Genomic DNA, 20711 nt, shown 5'->3' on the forward strand with positions numbered 1-20711 from the left:
GTATCAGGTCCATAGTATAGAGAGCGTCCGGCTCATGCGACACGGATGCATTGGGTCGCTCCGATCAGGTGCGCTAGAATCGTGCGTTTTACATGCGTGGGCGCTCTGGATCGCCCCAGATCCACGCATCGTCAGACGAGGATCCTGCCATGGTGCACAGCATGACGGCGTTCGCCCGGGTCGAGCGGCCGGGGCCCCAGGGCACCCTGAGCTGGGAGCTGCGCTCGGTCAATCACCGCTACCTGGAGCCGCACCTGCGGCTGCCGGAGACCTTTCGCGAGCTCGAATCCGGTGTGCGCGAGGCGCTGCGCCGACGGTTGTCGCGGGGCAAGGTGGAGTGCGTGTTGCGCGAGGCGCGCGACGAAGACGCGGTCCTGCGCGTAGACGCCCGCCGGGCCGCGCAACTGGTGGCGGCCGCTGAAGATGTCGCGGCGCTGATCGCCCGGCCGGCCAAGCTCGATCCCCTGGCCGTGCTGGCCTGGCCGGGGGTGCTGGCAGGCGCCGAGGTGGATGACGCCGAACTCGGGGCCCAGACCCTGGCGCTGTTCGAGGCGGCCCTGGATGAATTGCTCGAAGGCCGGCAGCGCGAGGGACGCGAACTGGCGCGCCTGATTGAGGAGCGGCTGGTCCAGGTGCTGGCGGAGGTGACGACGCTCAGGACGCTGCTGCCCGAGCTGCTGGCACTGCAGCGCCGGCGTATCCTCGAGCGCTGCGCCGAGGCGGGCGTCGAATTCGAACCGGCGCGACTGGAGCAGGAACTGGTGCTGCTGGCGCAAAAGAGCGACGTGGCCGAGGAGCTGGATCGCCTGGAGACTCATGTGGCCGAGGTACGGCGGGTCCTGGCGGGCAGTGGCGCGGCTGGTCGGCGGCTGGATTTCCTCATGCAGGAACTCAATCGCGAGGCCAACACCCTGGGCTCCAAGGCCATCGACGCCCGCGCCTCCCAGGCGGCCATCAATCTCAAGGTGCTCATCGAACAGATGCGTGAGCAAGTGCAGAACATCGAATAGGCGAACCTCCATGACAGCCCTTCCCGGCACCCTCTATATCGTTTCCGCGCCCTCCGGCGCTGGCAAGACCAGCCTGGTCAAGGCCCTGCTGGACGCCCTGCCCGACATCCGCGTGTCGGTCTCCCACACCACCCGCGCCATGCGCCCAGGCGAAACCGACGGGGTGAACTACCACTTCGTCGATTGCGCGACCTTTACCAACCTGCTCGAGCACGGCGATTTTCTCGAACACGCCGAGGTGTTCGGCAACTATTACGGGACCTCCCAGGCCGCCCTCGAGCGTGACCTCGCCGAGGGTCACGACCTGATCCTGGAGATCGACTGGCAGGGCGCCCAGCAGGTCCGTCGCAAGCTGCCCCACGCCCAGTCGATCTTCATCCTGCCGCCCAGCCAGGCGGCGCTGCGCCAACGTCTGGACAATCGCGGCCAGGACAGCGCCGAGATCATCGAGCGGCGCATGCGCGAGGCGGTCAGCGAGATGAGCCACTATGTCGAGTACGACTACCTGATCATCAACGATGACTTCGCCAGTGCCCTGGAAGACCTCAAGTCGATCTTCCGCACCCGCCAGCTGCGCCTGGATCGCCAGCAGCGTCGGCATGACGACCTGCTGGTGGATCTGCTGGGCTGAGTGCGAGGATGAAGTTGTGAGATACCGAACCCGACCAGGCGCCTGACCGAGTACTCATCAGATGGTCGTCGAGAATGAAGAGTTTGATCGAAAGTCCCTGCGTAAGGTTCAGGGTAAACAAGCTGCTTGGACCGAAGTCGCGGTCGATTGCGTTGCCTTTGCCAATAGCGCAGGTGGTCGTCTCCTCATTGGGTAGAGGACTCTTGTGATCTGCCGCCAGCCGAGCAACGCATAGCTCCGGTCTTACTCGATCAAATTAGAAAACGCATCCAAGAGCTGACGGTGAACGTAGCTGTGGTTCCGCGGCTGGTTGTGGCAGAAAACCAGAGTGAGTACATCGAACTCAATATCGCCAGATCCTTTGGTATCGCGTCGACGACCGATGGGCGCTATTTCATGCGGGTGGGTGATTCCTGTGTTCCCATTGTGGGAGACCAGGTACTGCAACTGCTCAATGATAGGCCTACGCTGCCTTGGGAAACCCTGACGCATTTGAGGGTTTCTAGAAGAGAGATTGATCCACTGCAGGTCGCTTTCATAGTCGGTGGTCTACGCCGTTCTGATCGAGTGAAGTCAGGGCTTAAGGAAAAATCCGACAGTGAACTGTTGGAACACTACGGACTGGTCGATGGGGACTACCTGACCAACTTGGGTGTGTTGTTTTTAGGGCATGCACGAGATCGAGCAAAATTGGGTAGCGCGCCTCTCGTGCAAGTGCTCAAGTACGACGAGCTGGGAAATAAGATTAATAAATGGCACTGGTCCGATTATCACTCTAATCCAATAGAGCTGGTAGAAGCTATTTGGCGAGAAGTGCCTGATTTCCGAGAGAGCTATGAGCTGCCCGATGGTTTCTATCGTCAGCATGTGCCTGCCTTCGATGAGCGAGTCGTTCGCGAACTGCTCGTTAATGCCTTGGTCCATAGACCTTATACACAGCGTGGCGATCTATATTTGAATCTCTATCCGGACAGGCTGGAGGTGGTTAATCCAGGGCGTCTACCTCTAGGTGTTACACCTGCTAACATCCTTCATGCCAGCAGGCGTCGTAATGATCGGATGGCAGTGCTTTTCCATGACTTGCAATTGATGGAAAAAGAGGGTACGGGGTTTGATCTTATTTACGATGTGCAGTTGTCCAATGGTCGTCCAGCACCTGAGCTGTATGAAAGGGTAGATGCTGTTTGTGTAATCATACGACGCCGTATTGTTCGTCCGGAAATGATAGGTTTGCTAAAAACGCTTGACGAGCGCTTTATGCTGACGAGACGCGAGCGCATCACTCTCGGACTATTGGCGCAACATGAAGGGTTTACCTCTACCGAATTAGCGGCTTCTCTCGAATTGTCAGCGACAGATGAACTAAAGCCTTGGATAGGCCGTCTGCGAGACTTGGGACTTGTTGAGGAGACGGGGCGGACAAAAGCGAAACGCTATTATGTGTCGCCTACCTGGCTGCGCGGTAGCGGTCTAGAGGGTGTTACTACTCTGACTCGTATAGAACCCCATCGATTGAGAGCGCTCATCATTGAGGATCTCGGACGATATCCGGGCTCTTCGTCCTCTGAAATCAATCAGCGTATTGGCGTTGAAATCTCTGATCGGACAGTCAAGCGAGCGCTTGATGAGCTTATCCAGCAGTCACAGGTGCGTTTCGAAGGCGAGCGTCGCTGGCGTCGATACTGGCTAGGTGAGTCGTCCTAAAGGACAAATGTCTGGGAATGGAGCGTTGGATTTGGCAGCTGTCTCTTAGGATCTTGTACCACACCCCGATTTACCTGGTTTTGATAAAGGACAGCGAGTCACTTGCATCGCGGCCTGTCCGATAGTCGGCCCAGGCCCTGCTCGTAGCCAGACCTGGGCCTGACTACGAGCCTTGGTTTGCCCAGTGCTCTGTTCCTACAGCTTGATCCAGGTCGCCTTGAGCTCGGTGTACTTGTCGAAGGCGTGCAGGGACTTGTCGCGACCGTTACCGGACTGCTTGAAGCCACCGAAGGGGGCGGTCATGTCGCCGCCGTCGTACTGGTTGACCCAGACACTGCCGGCGCGCAGGGCGCGGGCGGTCTTGTGGGCCTTGGAGATGTCGCGGGTCCAGACCGCCGCGGCCAGGCCGTATTGGGTGTCATTGGCGATCTGTACGGCTTCCTCGGCGGTGTCGAAGGTGATCACCGAGAGCACCGGGCCGAAGATCTCTTCCCGGGCGATCTTCATGGCGTTGCTCACGCCGTCGAAGATGGTCGGCTCGACATAGACGCCGCCGGTCTCTTCCAGGGTGCGCTTGCCACCGGCCACCAGGGTGGCGCCTTCGGCATGGCCGGCTTCGATGTAGCGCAGCACGGTTTCCAGCTGGGTGGTGTCCACCAGAGCCCCGACATTGGTCTCCGGATCCAGCGCATGGCCGGGCTTCCAGCCCTTGAGCGCCTCGATCACCAGCGGCAGGAATTCTTCCTTGATGGAACGCTCCACCAGCAGGCGCGAACCGGCGGTGCAGACCTCGCCCTGGTTGAAGGCGATGCCGCTGGCGGCGGCCGCGGCGGCGTCCTTGAGGTCGGGCGCATCGGCGAAGACGATGTTGGGGCTCTTGCCGCCGGCTTCCAGCCAGACCCGCTTCATGTTGGATTCGCCGGAATAGGCCAGCAGCTGCTTGGCGACCCGGGTGGAGCCGGTGAAGACGATGGTGTCGACGTCCGGGTGCAGGCCCAGAGCCTTGCCGACCTCATGGCCGTAGCCCGGCAGCACGTTGAACACGCCGGCGGGGATGCCCGCCTGCTGGGCCAGTTGGGCGACGCGGATGGCGGTCAGCGGCGACTTCTCCGAGGGCTTGAGCACCACCGAGTTACCGGTGGCCAGCGCCGGGCCGAGTTTCCAGCAGGCCATCATCAGCGGGAAGTTCCAGGGCACCACGGCGGCGACCACGCCGACCGGCTCGCGGGTGATCAGGCCGAGCTGGTCATGGGGCGTCGGGGCGACCTCGTCGTAGAGCTTGTCGATGGCCTCGGCGCTCCAGCGGATGGCATTGGCCGAGGCGGGCACGTCGATAGTGAAGGCGTCGGCGATGGGCTTGCCCATGTCCAGGGTTTCCAGCAGCGCCAGCTCTTCGGCATTGGCCAGCAGCAGGTCGGCGAAGCGGATCAGCACCCGCTTGCGCTGGGCGGGCGCCAGGTGCGCCCAGGTGCCTTTCTGGAAGGCGGCGCGGGCGGCGGCCACGGCCAGGTCGGCATCGGCGGCGTCACAGCGGGCGACCTTGGCGAGGAAGCGTCCGTCCACCGGACTCAGGCAATCGAAGGTGGCGCCGGCGGCGGCATCGACATAGGCGCCGTCGATGAAGGCGCGACCTTCCAGGGTGAGACCTTGGAAGCGCTGCTCCCACTCGGCGCGGCTGGGCAAGCTCATGGGTGACTCCTCGCGGTTGGCGGTGAGCAGCCACCCTAAACCGGCCCGGGAGGGTTATCAATATATTTGACAGTCGGCCGCCAAAGGCGCCGAAACGTGCGTTTTATCGAACGCTGCGCTGACGTTGCCGACTCAAGGTCAGGGCCGGCCGCGCCGTGGCCAGGGCGCCGCGCCGTTGCCGTGGCTGAAAGCACTGCTGGGTGAGCGGCGCCGCGACACTGGCGTCCAGGTCGTCGAGCCAGCCGTCGACGGCGTCTTCCAGGGCGGCGACGGTGAGCTGCCCCAGCACCTGATGGGCGATGAGATTGCCCAGGCTGGGCGCGGCCGGTTCGCGAGCGGCACCCCACCAGGCGGCGAGGCGCTCCTGGAGGCCTTCGAGCAGGCGATGGAGGCGGTAGGCCGCGGCCAGCAGCGCCAGGCTGGCGGACGGCGCCTGGGCCAGGGCCGCCGGGGCGAAACCGGCCAGGGCGCGTTCCAGCACTCCGGCCAGGGGCGCCTCGAAGGCCACCGCCCGCGCCTGCAACAGCAGGGCTTCCAGGGCATCGGGCACCTTGTCGACATAGGCGCTGGCGAAGCGCTCCAGGGCCGGACCGCGCGTGGCATCGGCGCTGGCAGTGCGCGCCGCCTGGTCGGCGAAGGTACGGCTGGCCTCGCCACTGTCCCGAGCGCGCACCTGGGTGGTCTGGATCACGAGGCGCAAGGCGGCGGTATTCATGGCAGGGTCCTGCAGGGGTGAGCTGTGTTGGACGCCTGCAGCAGGAGCGGGTCACACCGTTCGTCCGGTGCCAGCGGCACCTCAGTGCCGGAGCATGAAGGTGTCGTATTCCAGGTCGTCCAGCACCCGGTCCAGGCGGTGCAGGCCGAGCAGCACGCAGCAGGCCAGGGAGACGGTGAAGCCATAGCCGAAGAAGCTTGGGCCCAGCTCGATGCTGAGCAGGGTCAGTGCCAGGTTGAGGCCGAGAAACAGGGTGCAGAGCATCAGCACGGTGTCGCGCCGGTCCAGGTAGAAGAAGACGTTGAGCAGCGCCATGAACACCACCTGGATGCTCACCCCCACCACGTCGATGTAGAACAGCGGCAGGTAGTAATGCGACATGCCGAGCCAGGCCAGCAGCTGCGGCGCCAGCAGGAACACCAGCACCAGGGTCAGACCCTGGACCTTGCAGATCTCCAGCAGGCCCTGGCGGATGGCCAGGATCATCTGTTCCTTGAGCTGGCTGATGTGCTGCAGGGTCTCGCCGCCGCGCACGGCGTTGAACACCCGCTCGTACCACTCGGCGAAGTCGGTCTCGATGCGCACCAGGAACACCGCCATGCCGGGGATGATCGCAAGGTAGGCGAGAAAGATTGGCAGATCGTAGAGGATGGAGGCGCGCAGGGGGCCGATGACGGCATCGGAGGTCAGCGGATTGAACCAGAAGACGAATTTGTCGACCCAGATGCCCAGGTTGTAGAACAGCCCGGTGACCAGCAGGCTGACGAAGATCTGCTTGCGGTCGAGGAAGTCGAAGGCCACCAGGCGATCGGCCGGGTACTCGCGGATGATGTCGTAGAGAAACATGAACAGCAGCGCGGCGTGACCCAGCAGCAGGGCCATCAGCAGGCCGTCCATGCCCAGGAAGCGCAGCACGAAGGCGGCGGCGATCATGATGGCGTAGCCCAGGGTCATTACCACCAGGATGCGGTTGTAGGCCTTCATCCCGGACAGGAAGATGATCACCAGCCAGAGGTCGCAGAGGGTGACGAAGTTGGCCAGCACCAGCAGCCGGTAGGCGAAGGGCTGGTCGAACAGGGTGGCCAGCAGCAGGAAGCCCAGGCCGCCGGCCACCAGGGTCACCAGCAGCAGGATGCCCACCAGGTTGGGCAGGATGCTGGTCTGCTTTTCCTCGAACAGCCGATCCGAGACGAAGCGGGTGAAATACAGCTGCAGGCCGCCGGTGAGGATCAGCGAACTGGCCATGAGGTAGGTCACCGTGACCAGGAACTGGCGGATCAGCACGCTGGGGGTGACGATGCCGGTGGCCAGCACGCCGATCAGCATGACGCTGATGATCGACAGCACCCAGGGGCCGGAGCTGATCAGGCCGGCATAGACATAGGCGCGCAGGGTGGCGGTGTAGGAGTCGCGCGCGAGGATCTTGCGCAGTTCGAAGCCGATGCCGGCCATGTCAGACGACCCTCCCGATGGCGTCCTGGTAGAGCTCGCGATAGCGTTCCAGCATCAGCGGCTCGGTGTAGTAGCGATTGACCCGGGCCAGCCCGGTGCGCTGCGCGGCCTGCCAGCGACCGGGATTGCGCAGCAGGGCGAGGATGGCGCGGGCGGTGGCCTGGGGATCGGCGATGGCGACCACGCTGCCGCCGGTGCCCAGGGCGCGGTCCTCGGGGAGCGAGCCCTCGATCAGCTCGCGGCAGGAACCCACGTCGCTGCTCACCACCGGCACGCCGGCGGCCCAGCCTTCGAGGATCACCAGCGGCTGGGCCTCGCTGATGGAGGTCAGCACCATGAGGCCGAGCTTGGGCAGGATGTTACCGATCTTCTGGAAGCCAAGGAATTTCACCTTGCCCTCCAGACCCAGGCTGGTGACCAGGCTGTGGCATTCGGCGGCGTATTCCTCGTCTTCGTCTTCCGGGCCGACCACCCAGGCCTCGGCCTCGGGCATGGCGCTGATCACCCCGCGCATGGCACGGATGAAGGTCTTGACGTCCTTGATCGGCACCACCCGACCCAGCAGCCCCACCACCGGCGGCACGCCTTCGGGGCGACGCTCCAGGGCGTCCTGCCACTGGGTGAGGCTGATGCCATTGGGGATCACCCGGCAGCGCGCGGGATCGGCACCGTCCTGGATCTGCCGGCGGCGGTTGCCATCGTAGAGCGAGATGATCGGATCGGCGGCCTTGTAGGTGAGCAGGCCGATACGCTCGAAGAAGCGGATCCACAGCCGGCGGATATAGCTGACGTCCACGTCCAGTCCGGTACGCAGGGCCTCGTCCGGGCCTTCGGCGATCCACTTGGCCTGGGCCAGGTCGATCTTGCGCTCCTTGGTGTAGATGCCATGCTCGCTGAGCAGGAAGTTGCAGCCCCAGCGGCGCTGCAGGATGGCGCCGAGCATGCCGGCATAACCGGTGGAGATGGAGTGGATCATCCGTGGCCGGGGCAGGCGGCGCGCGGCTTCGGCCAGCATCAGCAGCGGCGCCTGCATGGCGCGCAGGGTCCAGAGGTAGTCGACGAAGGAGGGATCGGTGCAATAGCGCTCGTAGCCCTCGGTGATGGCCTCCCAGCTGGCGCGGCTGTACATGAAATCGTCCAGGGTCACCTTGCCTTCGGCGAAGGCGTCCACCAGGGCATCGCCCTGGGCGGCGCTGGGTTCGTCGGGGTGGTGCAGGAAGGCGTGCAGATCGCGCAGCAGCTGTACCGGCGCTTGGCGTCGCGGGCTGATGGGCGCTGCCTTGGGCACCCAGGAGCCAGCGAGGAAGTGCTCCTCGATGTGCACCACGTTGGGCGGGATGGCGTAGTGGCGCTTCTCGTAGTTCTCGCGCTGGCCACCGATGAAGAACACCGAGAAGGTCAGCTCCGGCAGGCCGAGGATCAGCTGGTTGACCCAGCTCGACACCCCGCCGCGCACATAGGGCCAGGTGCCCTCCAGCAGCAGGCAGACATCGGGTGTCACGGTCGCGGCGGTGGCGTCTTTCATAACCAGTACTTCACCAGGGCGGCGAACGGCGGCCGCTTCTTCAGATCCGCCGGCAGGCTGTCGAGCAGTGCCGGGATGACCGCGTAATCGCGGCGCAAAAAGGCGATTTCGGCGCGGAAGGGCGCCAGCTGGGCCAGGGGTACGCCCGCCGCTTCGGCGGCCTGGAAGAATTCCAGGGCCCGTTCCGGCTCGCCCTGTTCCAGGGCGATGCGCCCGGCCAGGATGCGCAGTTCTTCGTTTTCTTCACCGGCCAGGGCCAGCTCGATGTGTTCCCGCGCCTGACCCAGCACGTGGCGCAGGACGCTGCCCTGGGCCAGGCCCAGATAGGCCAGCTCCCAGTAGCCGCGGGCCAGGGTGCCGTGCAGCGCCGGCTGGCGCTCCGCAGGCGTGCTGGCCAGTTCGCCGAGCTGGGTCTCGATGCGCTGGTTGATCTGGCTTTCCTGCTGGTCGAGCATCGAATAGGCGAGCAGCCGGACGTCGTCGGCCGGATCGCGCAGGGCCAGTTTGAGGATGGGGATGGCATCGCGTCCGGGCATGCGCCGGGTGGCGAAGAGCGCGGTCAGGCGCTTGTCGGTGCTGGGCGCATGGCGCAATACGTCCTGCAGGCCGCCATCGCTGAACAGCATCTCCTCGCGCCGCTCCAGTGGGCGGAACGGCAGATTGGGCACGCTACGCGCCTCCCAGGCGATCTCGCGGTGCTTGCGCGGCAGATAGAGCGCCGGAAACACCGCGGCGATCACCCCGACTGCACCCAGCAGCGGAATGAAGAAGGCCAGGGCAAAGAGAAACAGCGGACTCCAGGGCAGCGGCCGTTGGTAGCGTCGCGGCAGCAACAGCCAGGCACCGCCCGCCAGCAGAGCACTGCCGGCGGCATGGGCGGTGGCGAAGGCCAGGGCCGCCGCCGCTACCGGCAGATTGGCGAACAGCAGCGCCCAGCTGCTGGCCTCGAAGGCGAAGGCGCCGCTAAACAGCCACTTGCTGTTCATGCAGACCACACTCGTTGAACAGGAAGACGCGCAACTCCTGGGCGCGGGTCTTGGGCAGCAGCTCGTGTTCGTGGCTGCGCACGCCCAGGCTTTCCAGGGTGCTGTCCTGGCCATGGCGCTCGGCCAGCAGCTGACGCAGCCGGCGGCGATAGCCTTCCAGGCCGTCGGAGGAGGTCAGCGGCAAGAGCACCAGCAGGCAGGGGTGGCCGGCCTGATTGGTCAGGCGCAGTTGCAGGTCGAGACCGCGGCGGCTGCCTTCCAGCAGCGCCAAGGCGCGCTCGCCACCGTCGGCCTCGGTCATCTCGAAGCAGAACAGGCAGGCGGGCAGGGCGTGCTGCTGGGCATCGCGCAGCGAGCGCTTGAGGTGCTGGGAAAATTGCTGGGCGTCGTCGTCGGCCAGGGCCAGCGCCTGGGGATCGCTGCCCAGCAGGTCGGCGATGTGGCCGGCGAGGATGGTCAGCAGATTGAGGGTGCGCTCGTTGAAGGAAAAGAACGGCATCTGCTCGATGGCCAGCACCGCCAGCAGCCGCTCCTCGGTGTCCAGCAGCGGCACGCAGGCCTGCAGCGCCGAATGCTGGGTCTCGCCGCGCTCCAGCAGCGCCTGGCGGATGCTCAGGGTCTCACCGCGCGCCAGGGTCAGGCGCACCAGCAGGTCGTCGGGATCGATGCCAGGCATCTCGCCCTGGCTGGCGAGGGCGCGACGATCCACCCGGCCATTGGCGTCGACCCGGTAGAGGCCCGCCACGCGCAGCGAACCGTATTGGGTCAGCAGGCCGACGATGGGTTCGGCCAGGGCCTGCAGGGCATCCTGCTCGCGGGGCACCTCGCGCAGCTGGCGCCGCAGGTCCAGCAGCGAGCTGCGCAGGCTGAGGTCGTTGCCGGCGACGCGCTGTTCCAGGCGATCGTGGGAGATGCGCAGGAGGTGGTGGGCGCGGGTGAATTCGTCCAGACGCAGCTGGCGATAGTCGTTGGCCAGGTCCAGGCGTTCCAGGCGGCGATCCCAGAGATCGCGGAATTCGCCCACCAGCATGGCGCTGAGCAGCACGCCGACGATAAAGGACGGCGGGATCTCTTCATAGGCCGGATAGCCCTGGCGATGCAGATAGAGCAGCGCCACCACTAGCAAGCCGGCACTTACCAGGCCGCGCATGAAGCCATAGCGCACCCCCATGAGGATGGGCGCGAACACCACCCAGGGAAAGGCCAGGCCAACCATAAGGGGGTCTTCCGGCACTAGCCAGAAGCCCAGGCCCAGGGCGGCCGCCGTGACCAGCAGGGTCTCCAGCCAGGACAGGCGGCCACTGGCGCGCGGCGCCAGGGTGTAGTCCTTGTGGACGGATTGCAGGGCCATCAGCGCAACTGCAGCTCTTGCGCGGTGCCGCGCAGGACCTTTTGCGCGGTGGCCGCCAGGCTCTCGCGGGACCAGCCGGAGCGGGCGCCGCTGTTGCTCCAGACCACCCGGCCGCTGGCCGGCTCGACCACCTGCAGGGTCACGCCCACCGCCGGCTCGCCGTCCAGACCGTTCTTGTACTGCCACTCGTCCACGCTGCCGGTGAGCACGTATTGCAGATTCTGCTGCCGCGCCCAGTCCAGGGCCGCGCGCTGGCGGGCTTTCTCGTCGTCGGTGGGGTTGCCGCCCTGGCTGTCGTCGTAGACCTGTGGGCGGATGCCGCGCTCGCCGAGCACGCTGACCAGGATCTGCGCCGCGCGATCGCCGGCCATGGGCGCCTGGGCATAGTTGGCCAGGGGCACCAGGCCCCAGCGGGCATCCTTGGGCAGGGCCTCGCCGCTGGGACGGGTAAAGCTCGAGCAGCCGGCCAGCAGCACGGTGGCGACACTGGCGACGAGCAGACGCGTGATGTTCATGAGGTCTCTCCCTTGAAACGGCCTAGCGACCGATTCGATTGCTGTATTGAATGCCCAGGGTGCTGCCGGCCTGACCGCCGCTGCCCTGGGGCGCGGACTGGTAGCCGGCGGTGAACGCCAGTTCGTCGTCGCCGAGCACTGCCATGCCCAGGCCGACATTCAAACCGTAGTTGAATTCGCGCTCGGTCCACTGCCAGCCGACCAGGGTATCCACCAACCAGCTGTACTGGGGATGGGTGCGGTTGAGCGAACCGGGAATGCCACGCCGCCAGCTGCTGCCGACATAGAGCTGGCCATAGCGATCCTGCAAGAGCTGGGTACCGCCCAGGGCCTCCAGGTCGGCCACGGTGACCTCGCCGTTCTCGCCACTGCCGGCCAGGGGCTGCAAATAACGGGTGACGCTGGCGGGCAGGGTGCTGCGCGCCTTGTTCTGCTGATAGGTGATGCCGCTGCGCACCTGCCAAGTCGGGCCTTCGAAGAAGATCATATGGCTCAGCTCCAGGTTGAAGGCGAAGCCGCTGCCCAGGGCATCGCCGTCGCGACTGGAATAGCGATTGTGCGCCGCCCGCCAGCTCAGCTGGTCGCGTGGCGTGAGGTTGTGGCGACCGGCCAGGCTGACGCTGTCGCGCCGGCCCAGGGCGCGCAGATAGCCGCTTTCGTCGGGTTGCCGGTGCCAGTCCAGGGCCGCTTCGATCTCGGTGTTGCCATCGATACGCCAAGTGCGGGCGACGCCCAGGCCCAGGCGATTGCTGTCCGACCGCTGACTGGCGTCCACGGTGGTTTCCAGACCGCCGTCGGTCAGATTCTTCAGCACCTTGAGCAGCATCTGGTGCTCGTTGCCCAGGGCATCGGACTTGAGGCCGTCGCTTTCCACGCGATTCTGCTTGAACTGGACATCGGCGTAGACGTCATCGCTGAGTCGCCGGGCGGCGCGTACCTCGGTGCCCTGCTCGACCAGGCCGCCATAGTCGCGGCGTTCCCAGCCGGCCTGGACCCCATTGGGGGTGCGTTCGGCCTGCTCGGTGGCCTGTCGCAGCAACTGTCGCTGGATGACCTCCGGCGGCTCGTCGCCGGCCGCCGTCAGGGCCGCGGCCTGGGCGTCGCCGGCATGGCCGAGGCGCTGCAGCACCTCGACGCGCTGGGCCGGATCCAGATCGCCGGCCGCCAGCAACTTCTCCAGCTCGCCGCGATTCTGCCGGCGCAGGACCTCCTGCAACTGCTCGTACTGGCGCACCTTCAGGCCACGGCTCTTGGCCCAGGCCAGCCATTCGCTCTTGAGGCCGTCGTCGTTGTTCTGACTGAGGGCGTCGAGCCACTGGTCGAACCAGAGCTGCAGCATGCTTGGCGAGCCGTCCTGCCAGGCGCGCGCCTGGGCCAGGGCTGCCTGGGGACCGCGCAGGCTGGAGAGCAGTCGCAGATAGGTGGCATAGCGCTCGGGGGTGGCGGGCACCTCGTCGTTGGCCAGGTGCGGCGTGACCGCCTTGCGTAGCCGCAACGCCGCGTCCTGGTGGCCGGCGGCGTCCAGGGCATCGGCATAGGCGGCCTGGACCAGCCAGTCCTGGGCATGGGCGTCCAGATAGCGGCGATACCAGCCCAGCGCCTCTTCCGCCTGGCCCAGCAGCACCAGGCCACTGCCGAAGGGCAGCCAGAGCACGTCGCTGTCGCGGGCCCGGCCCTTCCAGTCGCGCAACAGGGTGGCCAGTTCGGTCTGGCGATTCTGGTCGATGAGCAGCCACAGCAGGCGCTCGCGGAAGCGGTCGTCGTCCGGGAAGCGCTGCAGGGCCCGGCGATAGCCTTCTTCGGCCTGGGCGATGCGCCCGCGTTGGAAGTCAAGACCCGATCGCGCCAGCCAGACGGCGGGATTGTCGGCCGATGCCGGTTCGCGGGCGGCGCTGGCCAGCAGCCGCTCCAGCGCGGTGGCATCCTTGAGTTGCTCGGCCCATTGCAGGGCTTCGGTCAGGCGCCGCTGGTCCTTGCGCTTCTCCCAGCTCTGTTCCAGCAGCACCAGCGCCTTGCGCGGCGCCGTGCGCCGGTACAACTCCAGCAGCCGATCCTCGTCGTTGGCCATCAGCCCCTTGCTGCTGGCGGCCAGGCGTTCGAAGGCCACCTGGGCGTCCGCGTCGCGCTCCAGTTCCCAGGCCAGTTCCGCGCGCTGCCGCCAGTAGTCGTCGCGCTGGCGCTGCTTGGCCGGGACCCGTTCGAGTACCGCCCAGGCCTCTTCGGGCTTGAACAGGGTCCACAGGGTGTCGGCCCAGGCCAGGTACTCCTCGGTGGTCAGCGGGAAGCGCTTGCCAAAGGCGGCCCAGCCTTCGGCTTCGGCCTCGCCCTGTTCGGTGCGGGCCAGCAACTGTTGCAACCGTTCCCACACCAGGCGCTGCTTCGGTTGGCGCTTGATGTAGCCGCGCAGCCAGCGTTCTTCCGCCTCGGGATCACCCAGGGACTCGTAGGCGAAGATCAGGGCATCCAGTTCGGTCTTGTCCAGCTGGCGCTCGTGGGACACCCGACCGAGCAATTCGACCACGGCATCGAAGCGAAAGGCCCGGGCGGCCAGCTTCCAGGCATGATCGCGACGGGCGGGGTCATCCTGGCGGGCGAGCAGGCGCAGCCAGAGGTCGAGTGCCTCGTCCACCCGTCCGGTCCATTCACCCAGCTGGGCGAGCTCCGCGAGCAGTGGCTCATCGTCAGGACGCAGCGCCAGCAGTTGATGACCTTCCTCCCAGGCGCGTTCGGTGTCACCGCGCGCCAGGGCCAGCCGGTAGGCGGCCTCCAGGGCGGCCGGATCGTCCGGTTGCCACTCGCGCCAGCGTTCGATCAGGCGCTGGGCCAGATCCAGGCGTCCGCTGCCCTGGGCCGCGGCAACCCCGGCCTGCAGCCAGGCCAGACCACGGGCATCGTGCTGCAGCCGAGGCAGTTCCTGTTCCAGCAGGGCGGCGGCTTCGGCGCCCTGGCCGGCGGCCAGCCAGGCATCGAAGGCCTGGTGCCGGTAGCCCTGGCGCTGCTCGGCCGAGTCGGCGAGATCGGCCAGGCGCAGATAGAGGCGGGCGGCTTCCTGCTGACGACCGCTCGCCAGATTCCAGCGCGCCGCCTGTTCCAGCCATTGCTGGCGTCGGGGTGGATCGCGGCGCGCCAGTTCGACGAAACGCTCTGCCGCGGTGGCCGGATCGGCCAGTTGCAGGGCGCGCTCGGCCACCCGTTGCAGCTGGGGCATGCTCAGGGTCGCCACGTCGAGGGCGCTCAGCCGTTGCGCCAGGCGTTCGCGGTCGGCATCGGCCAGACCCTGCGGCTGGGCTTCCGCCTGCAGGATGTCCAGTTCCAGGGCATAGAAGGGCGTCGACGCCAAGGGTTCCGGCAGCAGTTGCAGCTGACGCCGCGCTTCGTCGATGCGCCCCAGGGCGATCAACTGGTCGATCAGCTTCATGCGCAGCCCGGTATCGTCCGGGGTCGCCTTGAGCAGCACCTGGGCGTAGCTGATGGACACCTGATCGGCCGGCTCTTCGCCCGGCAGGAACACCTGCTTGCCGTGAAAGGTCAGCACCAGCACCAGGGCGGTGAGGAGCGCGACCCCCAGCAGCGTCCAACCACTCAGGAGCCGGGTTTTCTTAGCCGCAGACGATCTCACCGTCACTCACTCGTGTTAGCGGAAGTTTGAACGTCCAGAGTCCGGCCTGTCCCGGCTGGCCCTTGTAGCGCTCGCGCCCGACCCGCACCTCACAGGCCGAAGCCGCTCTTAGGGTCAGCTCCAGCGGAAACTGCCCGGCGAAGGCGAAACGGATACGGGTCGGCGACAGGTACTCCCATTGCTGCAGCGGAATATTGGCCTCTTCGAGCGCGGGGGTGGGATCGCGACTGTCGCGCAGCACCAGCTGGGCGCTCTCGCCGGCCAGGTGGACATAACGCCCCTGCGGCAGGTCACGCACCCCGGCGATGCCCTTGGAGCGCTGCAAATCCGGCCAGCCCAGGCGCGGATCCAGGCGCAGGGTGCGCAAGCCATCGAGGGCCTTGATCGACCAGCTGCCGTCGTCTTCGCGGGCGAGACTGGCGGTATAGAAGCCGTGCAGTCGGCTCAGGTAATCGCTCATCCACAGCGACAGGGGACGCTCGGCGGCCATGCCCTGGTAGATCTCCTCCATGACCTTGAGCGAGGCCTGCTTGGTGCCCGAGTAGAAGTGATAGTAGAGATGCAGCCCACGCAGACGGCGGGGGTGCTCGGTTCGCTCGAAGGTATAGAGCAGGTCGCGAAAGCCGTAGTAAGGGCCGCGCCAGAGATTGGTGTAGACGTTCTCGTTGATGATCGGCGCGTAGAACTGCAGGCCGCCGGGAGTGGGGCGGATGAAGGGATAGAGGCCACTCACCGAGGGTTGTGAACGGGTGATATGGGAGTTGCCGCCATTCACGTTGAGCAGGCCGTTGTCGTAGGCGAGCTTGAGGGTGGCCGCATCGGGCTGGGCGTCACCGGACCAGAACACCATCTTCACCGGCTTTTGCGGGGTGGTCAGGCGCTCATTGATATAGCGGGTCGAACCCACGATCTCCCGGGTGAAATCCACCTTGTCGTAGCCGGGAATCTGCATCATGTAGCCGTACTGGGCTTCGAAGTTCTCGCTCTGCTCGGCCACCGCTGGTTGCCAGAAGAATGGATGGCTGAAGGTATGGGTGGCCACCTCCACCTTGGGATCGGCGAACAGCCGGCGGGCGATGGGCTCCAGCTGCGCGGTCAGCTCCGGATAGCGGCCCTTGGGCCCGACCTCGCCCTCGATGATCGACGCCGAGGTCAGAAAGGGATGCGGCTGGATGAACTGTTCCAGGACCACCTGGCCGGCATAGGGTGCGCCGGGTACTTCGGCCTTGGACACGAAGGCGTCGCCGTCGATATGCACGGTGGCGATGCGGCGGCCGTTTTCAGTGGTGGGGTCGGGTACCGGCAGGGGCGGCAGCTGTAGAGTCTTCGCCGTGAAGGCGAAGGGGTCGATGATCCAGCGACTGGCCTCGGGGCCGTCCTCCATGACGTAGGGGCTGAAGACGAAGCCGCCCCAGGGGGCCACGCCCATGGGCACGAAGCTGCCATCCTGGCCCGTGAGGCTGACCACCGGCGTCGGCCCGCCTGGCAACGTCTGCACGGCCGGCAGGCCACGGGTGCGCAACTTGACCGGCGCCTCGAAGTTGCCGGCGAGGGCGGGGTCCGCCACCTTGAGGGTCAGGTTGTCGGGCAGTGGCTTGCGACTGACGCCAAGGCCCAGTCGCTTGAGCAGGGCCTCGTTGTCCAGCGGCAGGCCGCCGAGGATCAGCAAGGGCGTCTTTTCATCCAGGCGCTGGCCGATCCAGTCGCTGAAGGCTCGCGAATTGGGTGGCGAGCCGCTGGTCATCCACACCACCACCCCGGCGTAGAGCGCGCCAGGCCAGGCCGTGGGCAGCGGTTTGGAGGCATCGAAATAGTCCAGCCGATAGCCCTGGTACTCCAGGGCACTGCCCAGGAAGCGGTGCACGGCCGACTGGCGCAAGGCGCCTTCGCGGCCATCGTAGAGCAGCGCCAGCCGCCGCGGCTGCAGGGCCACCGAGCTGATGCCCAGGGTATTGAGATCGGGGGTGGTGATATAGGGCACATAGCCTTCGTCGCGCAGCCGCTTGGCAAGGCGCCGGGCTTCGTCACGCTGTTCCGGCGGCAGGTATTCGATGGCGATGACCGGGATGCCGGCACTGCGCGCCGCCTCGATCCGCGGCTTCAGCCATTCGCGATCTCCGGCGCTGACCGGTCGATAGGTTTTCTTGCCGGCATCCCAGCCCGCATAGATGGACTCCACCGCCATGGCGGCAGCCACGCCGGGCAGCTCGGGTTGCACCTCGAAGCCGCGATTGAAAAACAGTTTGAGCGATGGCTGACGACGGTGTAGTTCGGCCAGCAGGCTCTGCAGCGCCAGGCGCTGGGTTTCGCGCTGGTCTTCGGCCACCAGCTGGAAGCTGTCGAGGGTATCGAGGAACAGTCCGGTGTAACCGGCCTTGGCCAGCTGGGCGGCGCGTTCGAGCAGATGGGCCCGCCAGACCGGCGTGGCCAGATTCATCACCTGGCTGCCCCAGGCCTTATTGGCCACCGGGCTGGCCCCCGCGCTGAGGCCGGCCTTCTCCAGCGCCGCCGCGTCGCCGGCGAATTCGCCGATGGACAGATAGGCGAAGGGCTGGGCACCGCCGTCGCGCAGGGCGCGGACATCGGCAGCACTGGCATGGCCGGGTTCGAGCACCACCCAGTCGAACTGGGCGAGTTCGGCCACTGGCGGTTTTTCCGCGTACCAGAAGGCCACGCTGGCGGGCGCGGCCAGGGCCGTGCCCATGAAGGACAGATAGCCTAGCAGCCAGACCGTCAGCTTGCGCCACCCACCGAAGCGGGACCCTGCCCTTGTTGCCTTGCCTGACGCCACACCCAGTCCTTAAACGTACCCAACTTCGGTATCAGGTTAGCTACATTACGCAAAAGCGTGACGAAAAACTGCCCGTGCCAAGCCGAGCGGCAGCAATTACCAGGTTAATAGGTATCGAAACAATTGATGGCCGCCAGGCAAGCGCGTCTAGGCAGCGGCTTTCAAGTGTGGCGATGGGGAGAGGTGTAGCGCAGGAAGGCAGGAGGGGGTGTAGCCGAATGTCAGGAGAATTGCCGTCATGCGCGGCGGTAACCGGCATGACGGCAAGCGAGCGCTATTACTTGAAGCTGCTGTTCAGGCTGGCGCTGGAGGAGAGGACGTTGGTGGAGCCCAGCAGTTGGCTGACGAAGCGGTTCCAACGGGTGATACCGGCCGGGCCGACGAAGACCACGTCCTGCGGCTGCAGATGGAAATTCTGCGCCAACACGTAGGCGGTGGGGTTCTTGGCCGCCAGGTGGAAGACCTGGGCGGTGGCACCCGGAGCCTTCAGGTCTTCCGGGCCACGGATGACGTAGACGGCATCGGCATTGGCGGTTTCCTGCTGGATGCCACCGGCTTGGCTCAGGGCTTCCATCAGGTTCAGGTTGGTGATCTTGTAGCTGACCGCGGACGGCGTGCGGACTTCACCGACCACGTAGACCTTGCGGGCGTCGTTATAGGGCAGGTGGATGCTGTCACCGTCCTTGAGGTAGATGCCGTACAGCTTGGAATCCTTGCGGTTCAGGCTGTCGGTATCCAGGCGGTATTCCTTGCCGTCGCGCACCAGGGTCACGCCGGTCAGGTCGGCACCACCGGTGTTGGCCACGCCAACCTGGCCCAGGGCTTCCACCAGGGTGATGGGCTTGGTGGTCAGGGGAATGGCGTCGCCCTTGTTCACGGCGCCGGAGATGGTGACCTTCTGGCTACCGAACTTCAGCACGCTGACGTCGACCTGGGGATTGTCGATGAAGGTGGCCAGACGACGGGAAATGTCGGTACGGATCTCTTCCAGGGTCTTGCCGGCGGCGCGCACGGTGCCGACGTAGGGATAGAAGAGGGTGCCATCCGGACGTACCAGGCGACCGTTGGCTTCCAGCTGCTGCTGGGCGCCGGACGGAGCGGTCAGTTCGGGGTGATCCCAGACGGTGATGTAGAGCAGGTCGCTCGCACCGACGCGGTAAGCCTGCGGCTTGTAGTCCAGCAGGGGCTTGAGGTCGGGAGCCTTGGTCAGGGCCGCGGAATCCTGACTCATCAGCAGCGAGCTGGTGATCGGGATCAGCTGGACCTTGGTGCCCTGGATGCTTGGATCGCTCTTGAGGTCGTCCTGGTCCAGGTACTGACCCGGGGAGTAGGCACAACCCTGCAGGACGATGCCAGACAGCAAGGCCAGAGCGGTAAATTTGGTTTTCATGTCATTCGTCCTTGATTGCTGATTGAGTGTGAGCAAGAGGAATAAATCGGAAGGTAGAAGCAACGAGCCGGTTATTCATGGTGTTCCTTCGCGAGACGAGGCACTTCTCGACAGTGGACCGGTTTCCATGCGGCTAGCCTGCCCAGTGTGCGAGAGAACTCGAGGTCTCAGCTTTTAGTTGTACGAGCACCTGAGTCTGCTGGTCTAGGACTGGCCTTTAGCCATCGAGTTCAGCGCCCCCAGAGCGGAAAAAGGTGACGCCGTTCGAAATCTGTCACATCTCCCTCAACGAGGTCCTATGACCTGGCAGTCATGCCGGTTCAGGTGTTTTTCCAGCAGCGCCGTCTGGGGCTTTTCCACGCCGTTCTTCGGTTCGATGGCCAGGGGATAGTCGCCCCAGCCCGGACCGGCCGCCCAATAGGCGCTAGGTACGCACTGCTCGCCCAGATAGCTCAGCAGATTGTCCATGGCTTCCAGCCACTGTGGGTGTGCAGGTATCCCATATTCGCCAATGAAGCCGCGCAAATTGTGCTTTTTCAGCCACTCGATGAAGGGCCGGGTTCTTTCCACCCCGATCATGGGATGGACACCCTTGGTGCCGGAGGCATAGTTGCCGCTGGAGTCCTCGTCGAAGTAGATGTGGGCTTCGTAGATCAGGTTGTCCGCCGGATCCTTGATCAGCAGATCGCCGTTCGCCTGGGGCCAGCGCTGGGCGCTGGACCAGCTGTCACCAGCGATGAAGATCGGCGTCTTCATGTCGACGCTGCGGATGCTGTCCACCGCCGTCTGCGCGGCCTGAGGCCAGAGGCCTTGGGTGTCATGGGGTTCGTTCATGACGTCGTAGCCGTACAGCGCCGGATGCTTCTGGAAGGTGGTGGCCAGGCGCTTCCAGGCATCGGCATAGCTGGCATAGGGCACCTGCGGCGAGCCGATCAGCTGACCGCGATAACGCGCGTAGTTGTGCATGTCCAGGATCACCCGGATGCCGTACTTGTCGGCGAAATCCAGAGTGCGCTGCAGCAGGGCGACCTGGGCCTGGTCCAGCTCACCGCCCAGCTGGGGCTGCACCCGTTCCCAGAGGAAGGGGAAGCGGATGAAGCGGAAGCCCTTGGCCGCGTAGCGGCGGAAGTAATCCTCGGTGGGATAGAAGTAGTTGGTGCCTTCCACGCCAGGCAGGACCTGACCCGCGAAGCCGGCGGCCGACATGTTGATGCCGATCAGATCCACCTTGGCTGTCGCCGGCGCTGCCTGCGCCTGGCCATAAAGCGCCGCGGACAGTAATACGGTGGCCAGCAGGCCACCACCGATACGACGTTTCACTCGTGACACGGAC

General features: G+C 65.5%; 14 protein-coding genes. 3 read left to right on the top strand and 11 right to left on the bottom strand.

Annotated elements, in window-relative coordinates; genetic code table 11:
• The first annotated feature begins 149 nt into the window (after positions 1 to 149).
• From C722_RS0104425 to C722_RS25650, 3 genes are all read left to right on the top strand, one after another.
• Positions 150 to 1010: a YicC/YloC family endoribonuclease gene (locus C722_RS0104425; protein WP_017639345.1), complete on the top strand. Its 861-nt coding sequence runs from the start codon at positions 150 to 152 to the stop codon at positions 1008 to 1010.
• A gap of 10 nt (positions 1011 to 1020) precedes the next feature.
• Positions 1021 to 1641: a guanylate kinase gene (gmk, locus tag C722_RS0104430; RefSeq protein WP_017639346.1), complete on the top strand. Its 621-nt coding sequence runs from the start codon at positions 1021 to 1023 to the stop codon at positions 1639 to 1641.
• A gap of 282 nt (positions 1642 to 1923) precedes the next feature.
• Positions 1924 to 3345: an ATP-binding protein gene (locus tag C722_RS25650; RefSeq protein ID WP_218186730.1), complete on the top strand. Its 1422-nt coding sequence runs from the start codon at positions 1924 to 1926 to the stop codon at positions 3343 to 3345.
• 195 nt (positions 3346 to 3540) lie between these two features.
• Here C722_RS25650 and C722_RS0104445 read toward each other — a convergent pair whose 3' ends face one another.
• The 11 genes from C722_RS0104445 to C722_RS0104495 all read right to left on the bottom strand — a co-directional run bounded on the left by C722_RS0104445 (position 3541) and on the right by C722_RS0104495 (position 20698).
• Positions 3541 to 5034, bottom strand: coding sequence for an aldehyde dehydrogenase (locus C722_RS0104445; RefSeq protein ID WP_017639349.1), 1494 nt, complete (start codon positions 5032 to 5034; stop codon positions 3541 to 3543).
• Positions 5035 to 5137: 103 nt separating this feature from the next.
• Complete coding sequence (locus C722_RS0104450) at positions 5138 to 5749, bottom strand: hypothetical protein (RefSeq protein ID WP_017639350.1); 612 nt, start codon at positions 5747 to 5749, stop codon at positions 5138 to 5140.
• An 81-nt stretch (positions 5750 to 5830) separates the two neighbouring features.
• Positions 5831 to 7201, bottom strand: a complete 1371-nt coding sequence (gene pelG / locus C722_RS0104455) for an exopolysaccharide Pel transporter PelG (protein WP_017639351.1) — start codon at positions 7199 to 7201, stop codon at positions 5831 to 5833.
• Position 7202: 1 nt separating this feature from the next.
• Positions 7203 to 8726, bottom strand: coding sequence for a GT4 family glycosyltransferase PelF (pelF, locus tag C722_RS0104460; RefSeq protein ID WP_017639352.1), 1524 nt, complete (start codon positions 8724 to 8726; stop codon positions 7203 to 7205).
• Entirely contained in the window at positions 8723 to 9712 is a 990-nt protein-coding gene (locus C722_RS0104465; RefSeq protein WP_017639353.1) for a lipopolysaccharide assembly protein LapB, read from the bottom strand. The genes pelF and C722_RS0104465 overlap by 4 nt, the downstream gene beginning before the upstream one ends.
• Complete coding sequence (locus C722_RS0104470; protein WP_017639354.1) at positions 9690 to 11063, bottom strand: PelD GGDEF domain-containing protein; 1374 nt, start codon at positions 11061 to 11063, stop codon at positions 9690 to 9692. Before C722_RS0104470 ends, C722_RS0104465 begins: the two co-directional genes overlap by 23 nt.
• The gene (locus C722_RS0104475) at positions 11063 to 11578 is read right to left on the bottom strand and encodes a hypothetical protein (protein WP_017639355.1); all 516 of its coding nucleotides are present in this window, start codon (positions 11576 to 11578) and stop codon (positions 11063 to 11065) included. Before C722_RS0104475 ends, C722_RS0104470 begins: the two co-directional genes overlap by 1 nt.
• Before the next feature lie 22 nt (positions 11579 to 11600).
• On the bottom strand, positions 11601 to 15197 hold the full coding sequence (locus C722_RS0104480) for a tetratricopeptide repeat protein (protein ID WP_017639356.1): 3597 nt from the start codon (positions 15195 to 15197) through the stop codon (positions 11601 to 11603).
• Positions 15178 to 17901, bottom strand: a complete 2724-nt coding sequence (locus tag C722_RS0104485; protein ID WP_017639357.1) for a bifunctional glycoside hydrolase 114/ polysaccharide deacetylase family protein — start codon at positions 17899 to 17901, stop codon at positions 15178 to 15180. The genes C722_RS0104480 and C722_RS0104485 overlap by 20 nt, the downstream gene beginning before the upstream one ends.
• Positions 17902 to 18265: 364 nt before the next feature.
• The gene (locus C722_RS0104490; protein ID WP_017639358.1) at positions 18266 to 19378 is read right to left on the bottom strand and encodes a polysaccharide biosynthesis/export family protein; all 1113 of its coding nucleotides are present in this window, start codon (positions 19376 to 19378) and stop codon (positions 18266 to 18268) included.
• A gap of 285 nt (positions 19379 to 19663) precedes the next feature.
• Complete coding sequence (locus C722_RS0104495; protein ID WP_017639359.1) at positions 19664 to 20698, bottom strand: glycoside hydrolase family 5 protein; 1035 nt, start codon at positions 20696 to 20698, stop codon at positions 19664 to 19666.
• Positions 20699 to 20711 lie beyond the last annotated feature (13 nt).

It is taken from the genome of Pseudomonas sp. 313 (genome assembly GCF_000316965.1).
GTDB lineage: Bacteria > Pseudomonadota > Gammaproteobacteria > Pseudomonadales > Pseudomonadaceae > Chryseomonas > Chryseomonas benzopyrenica.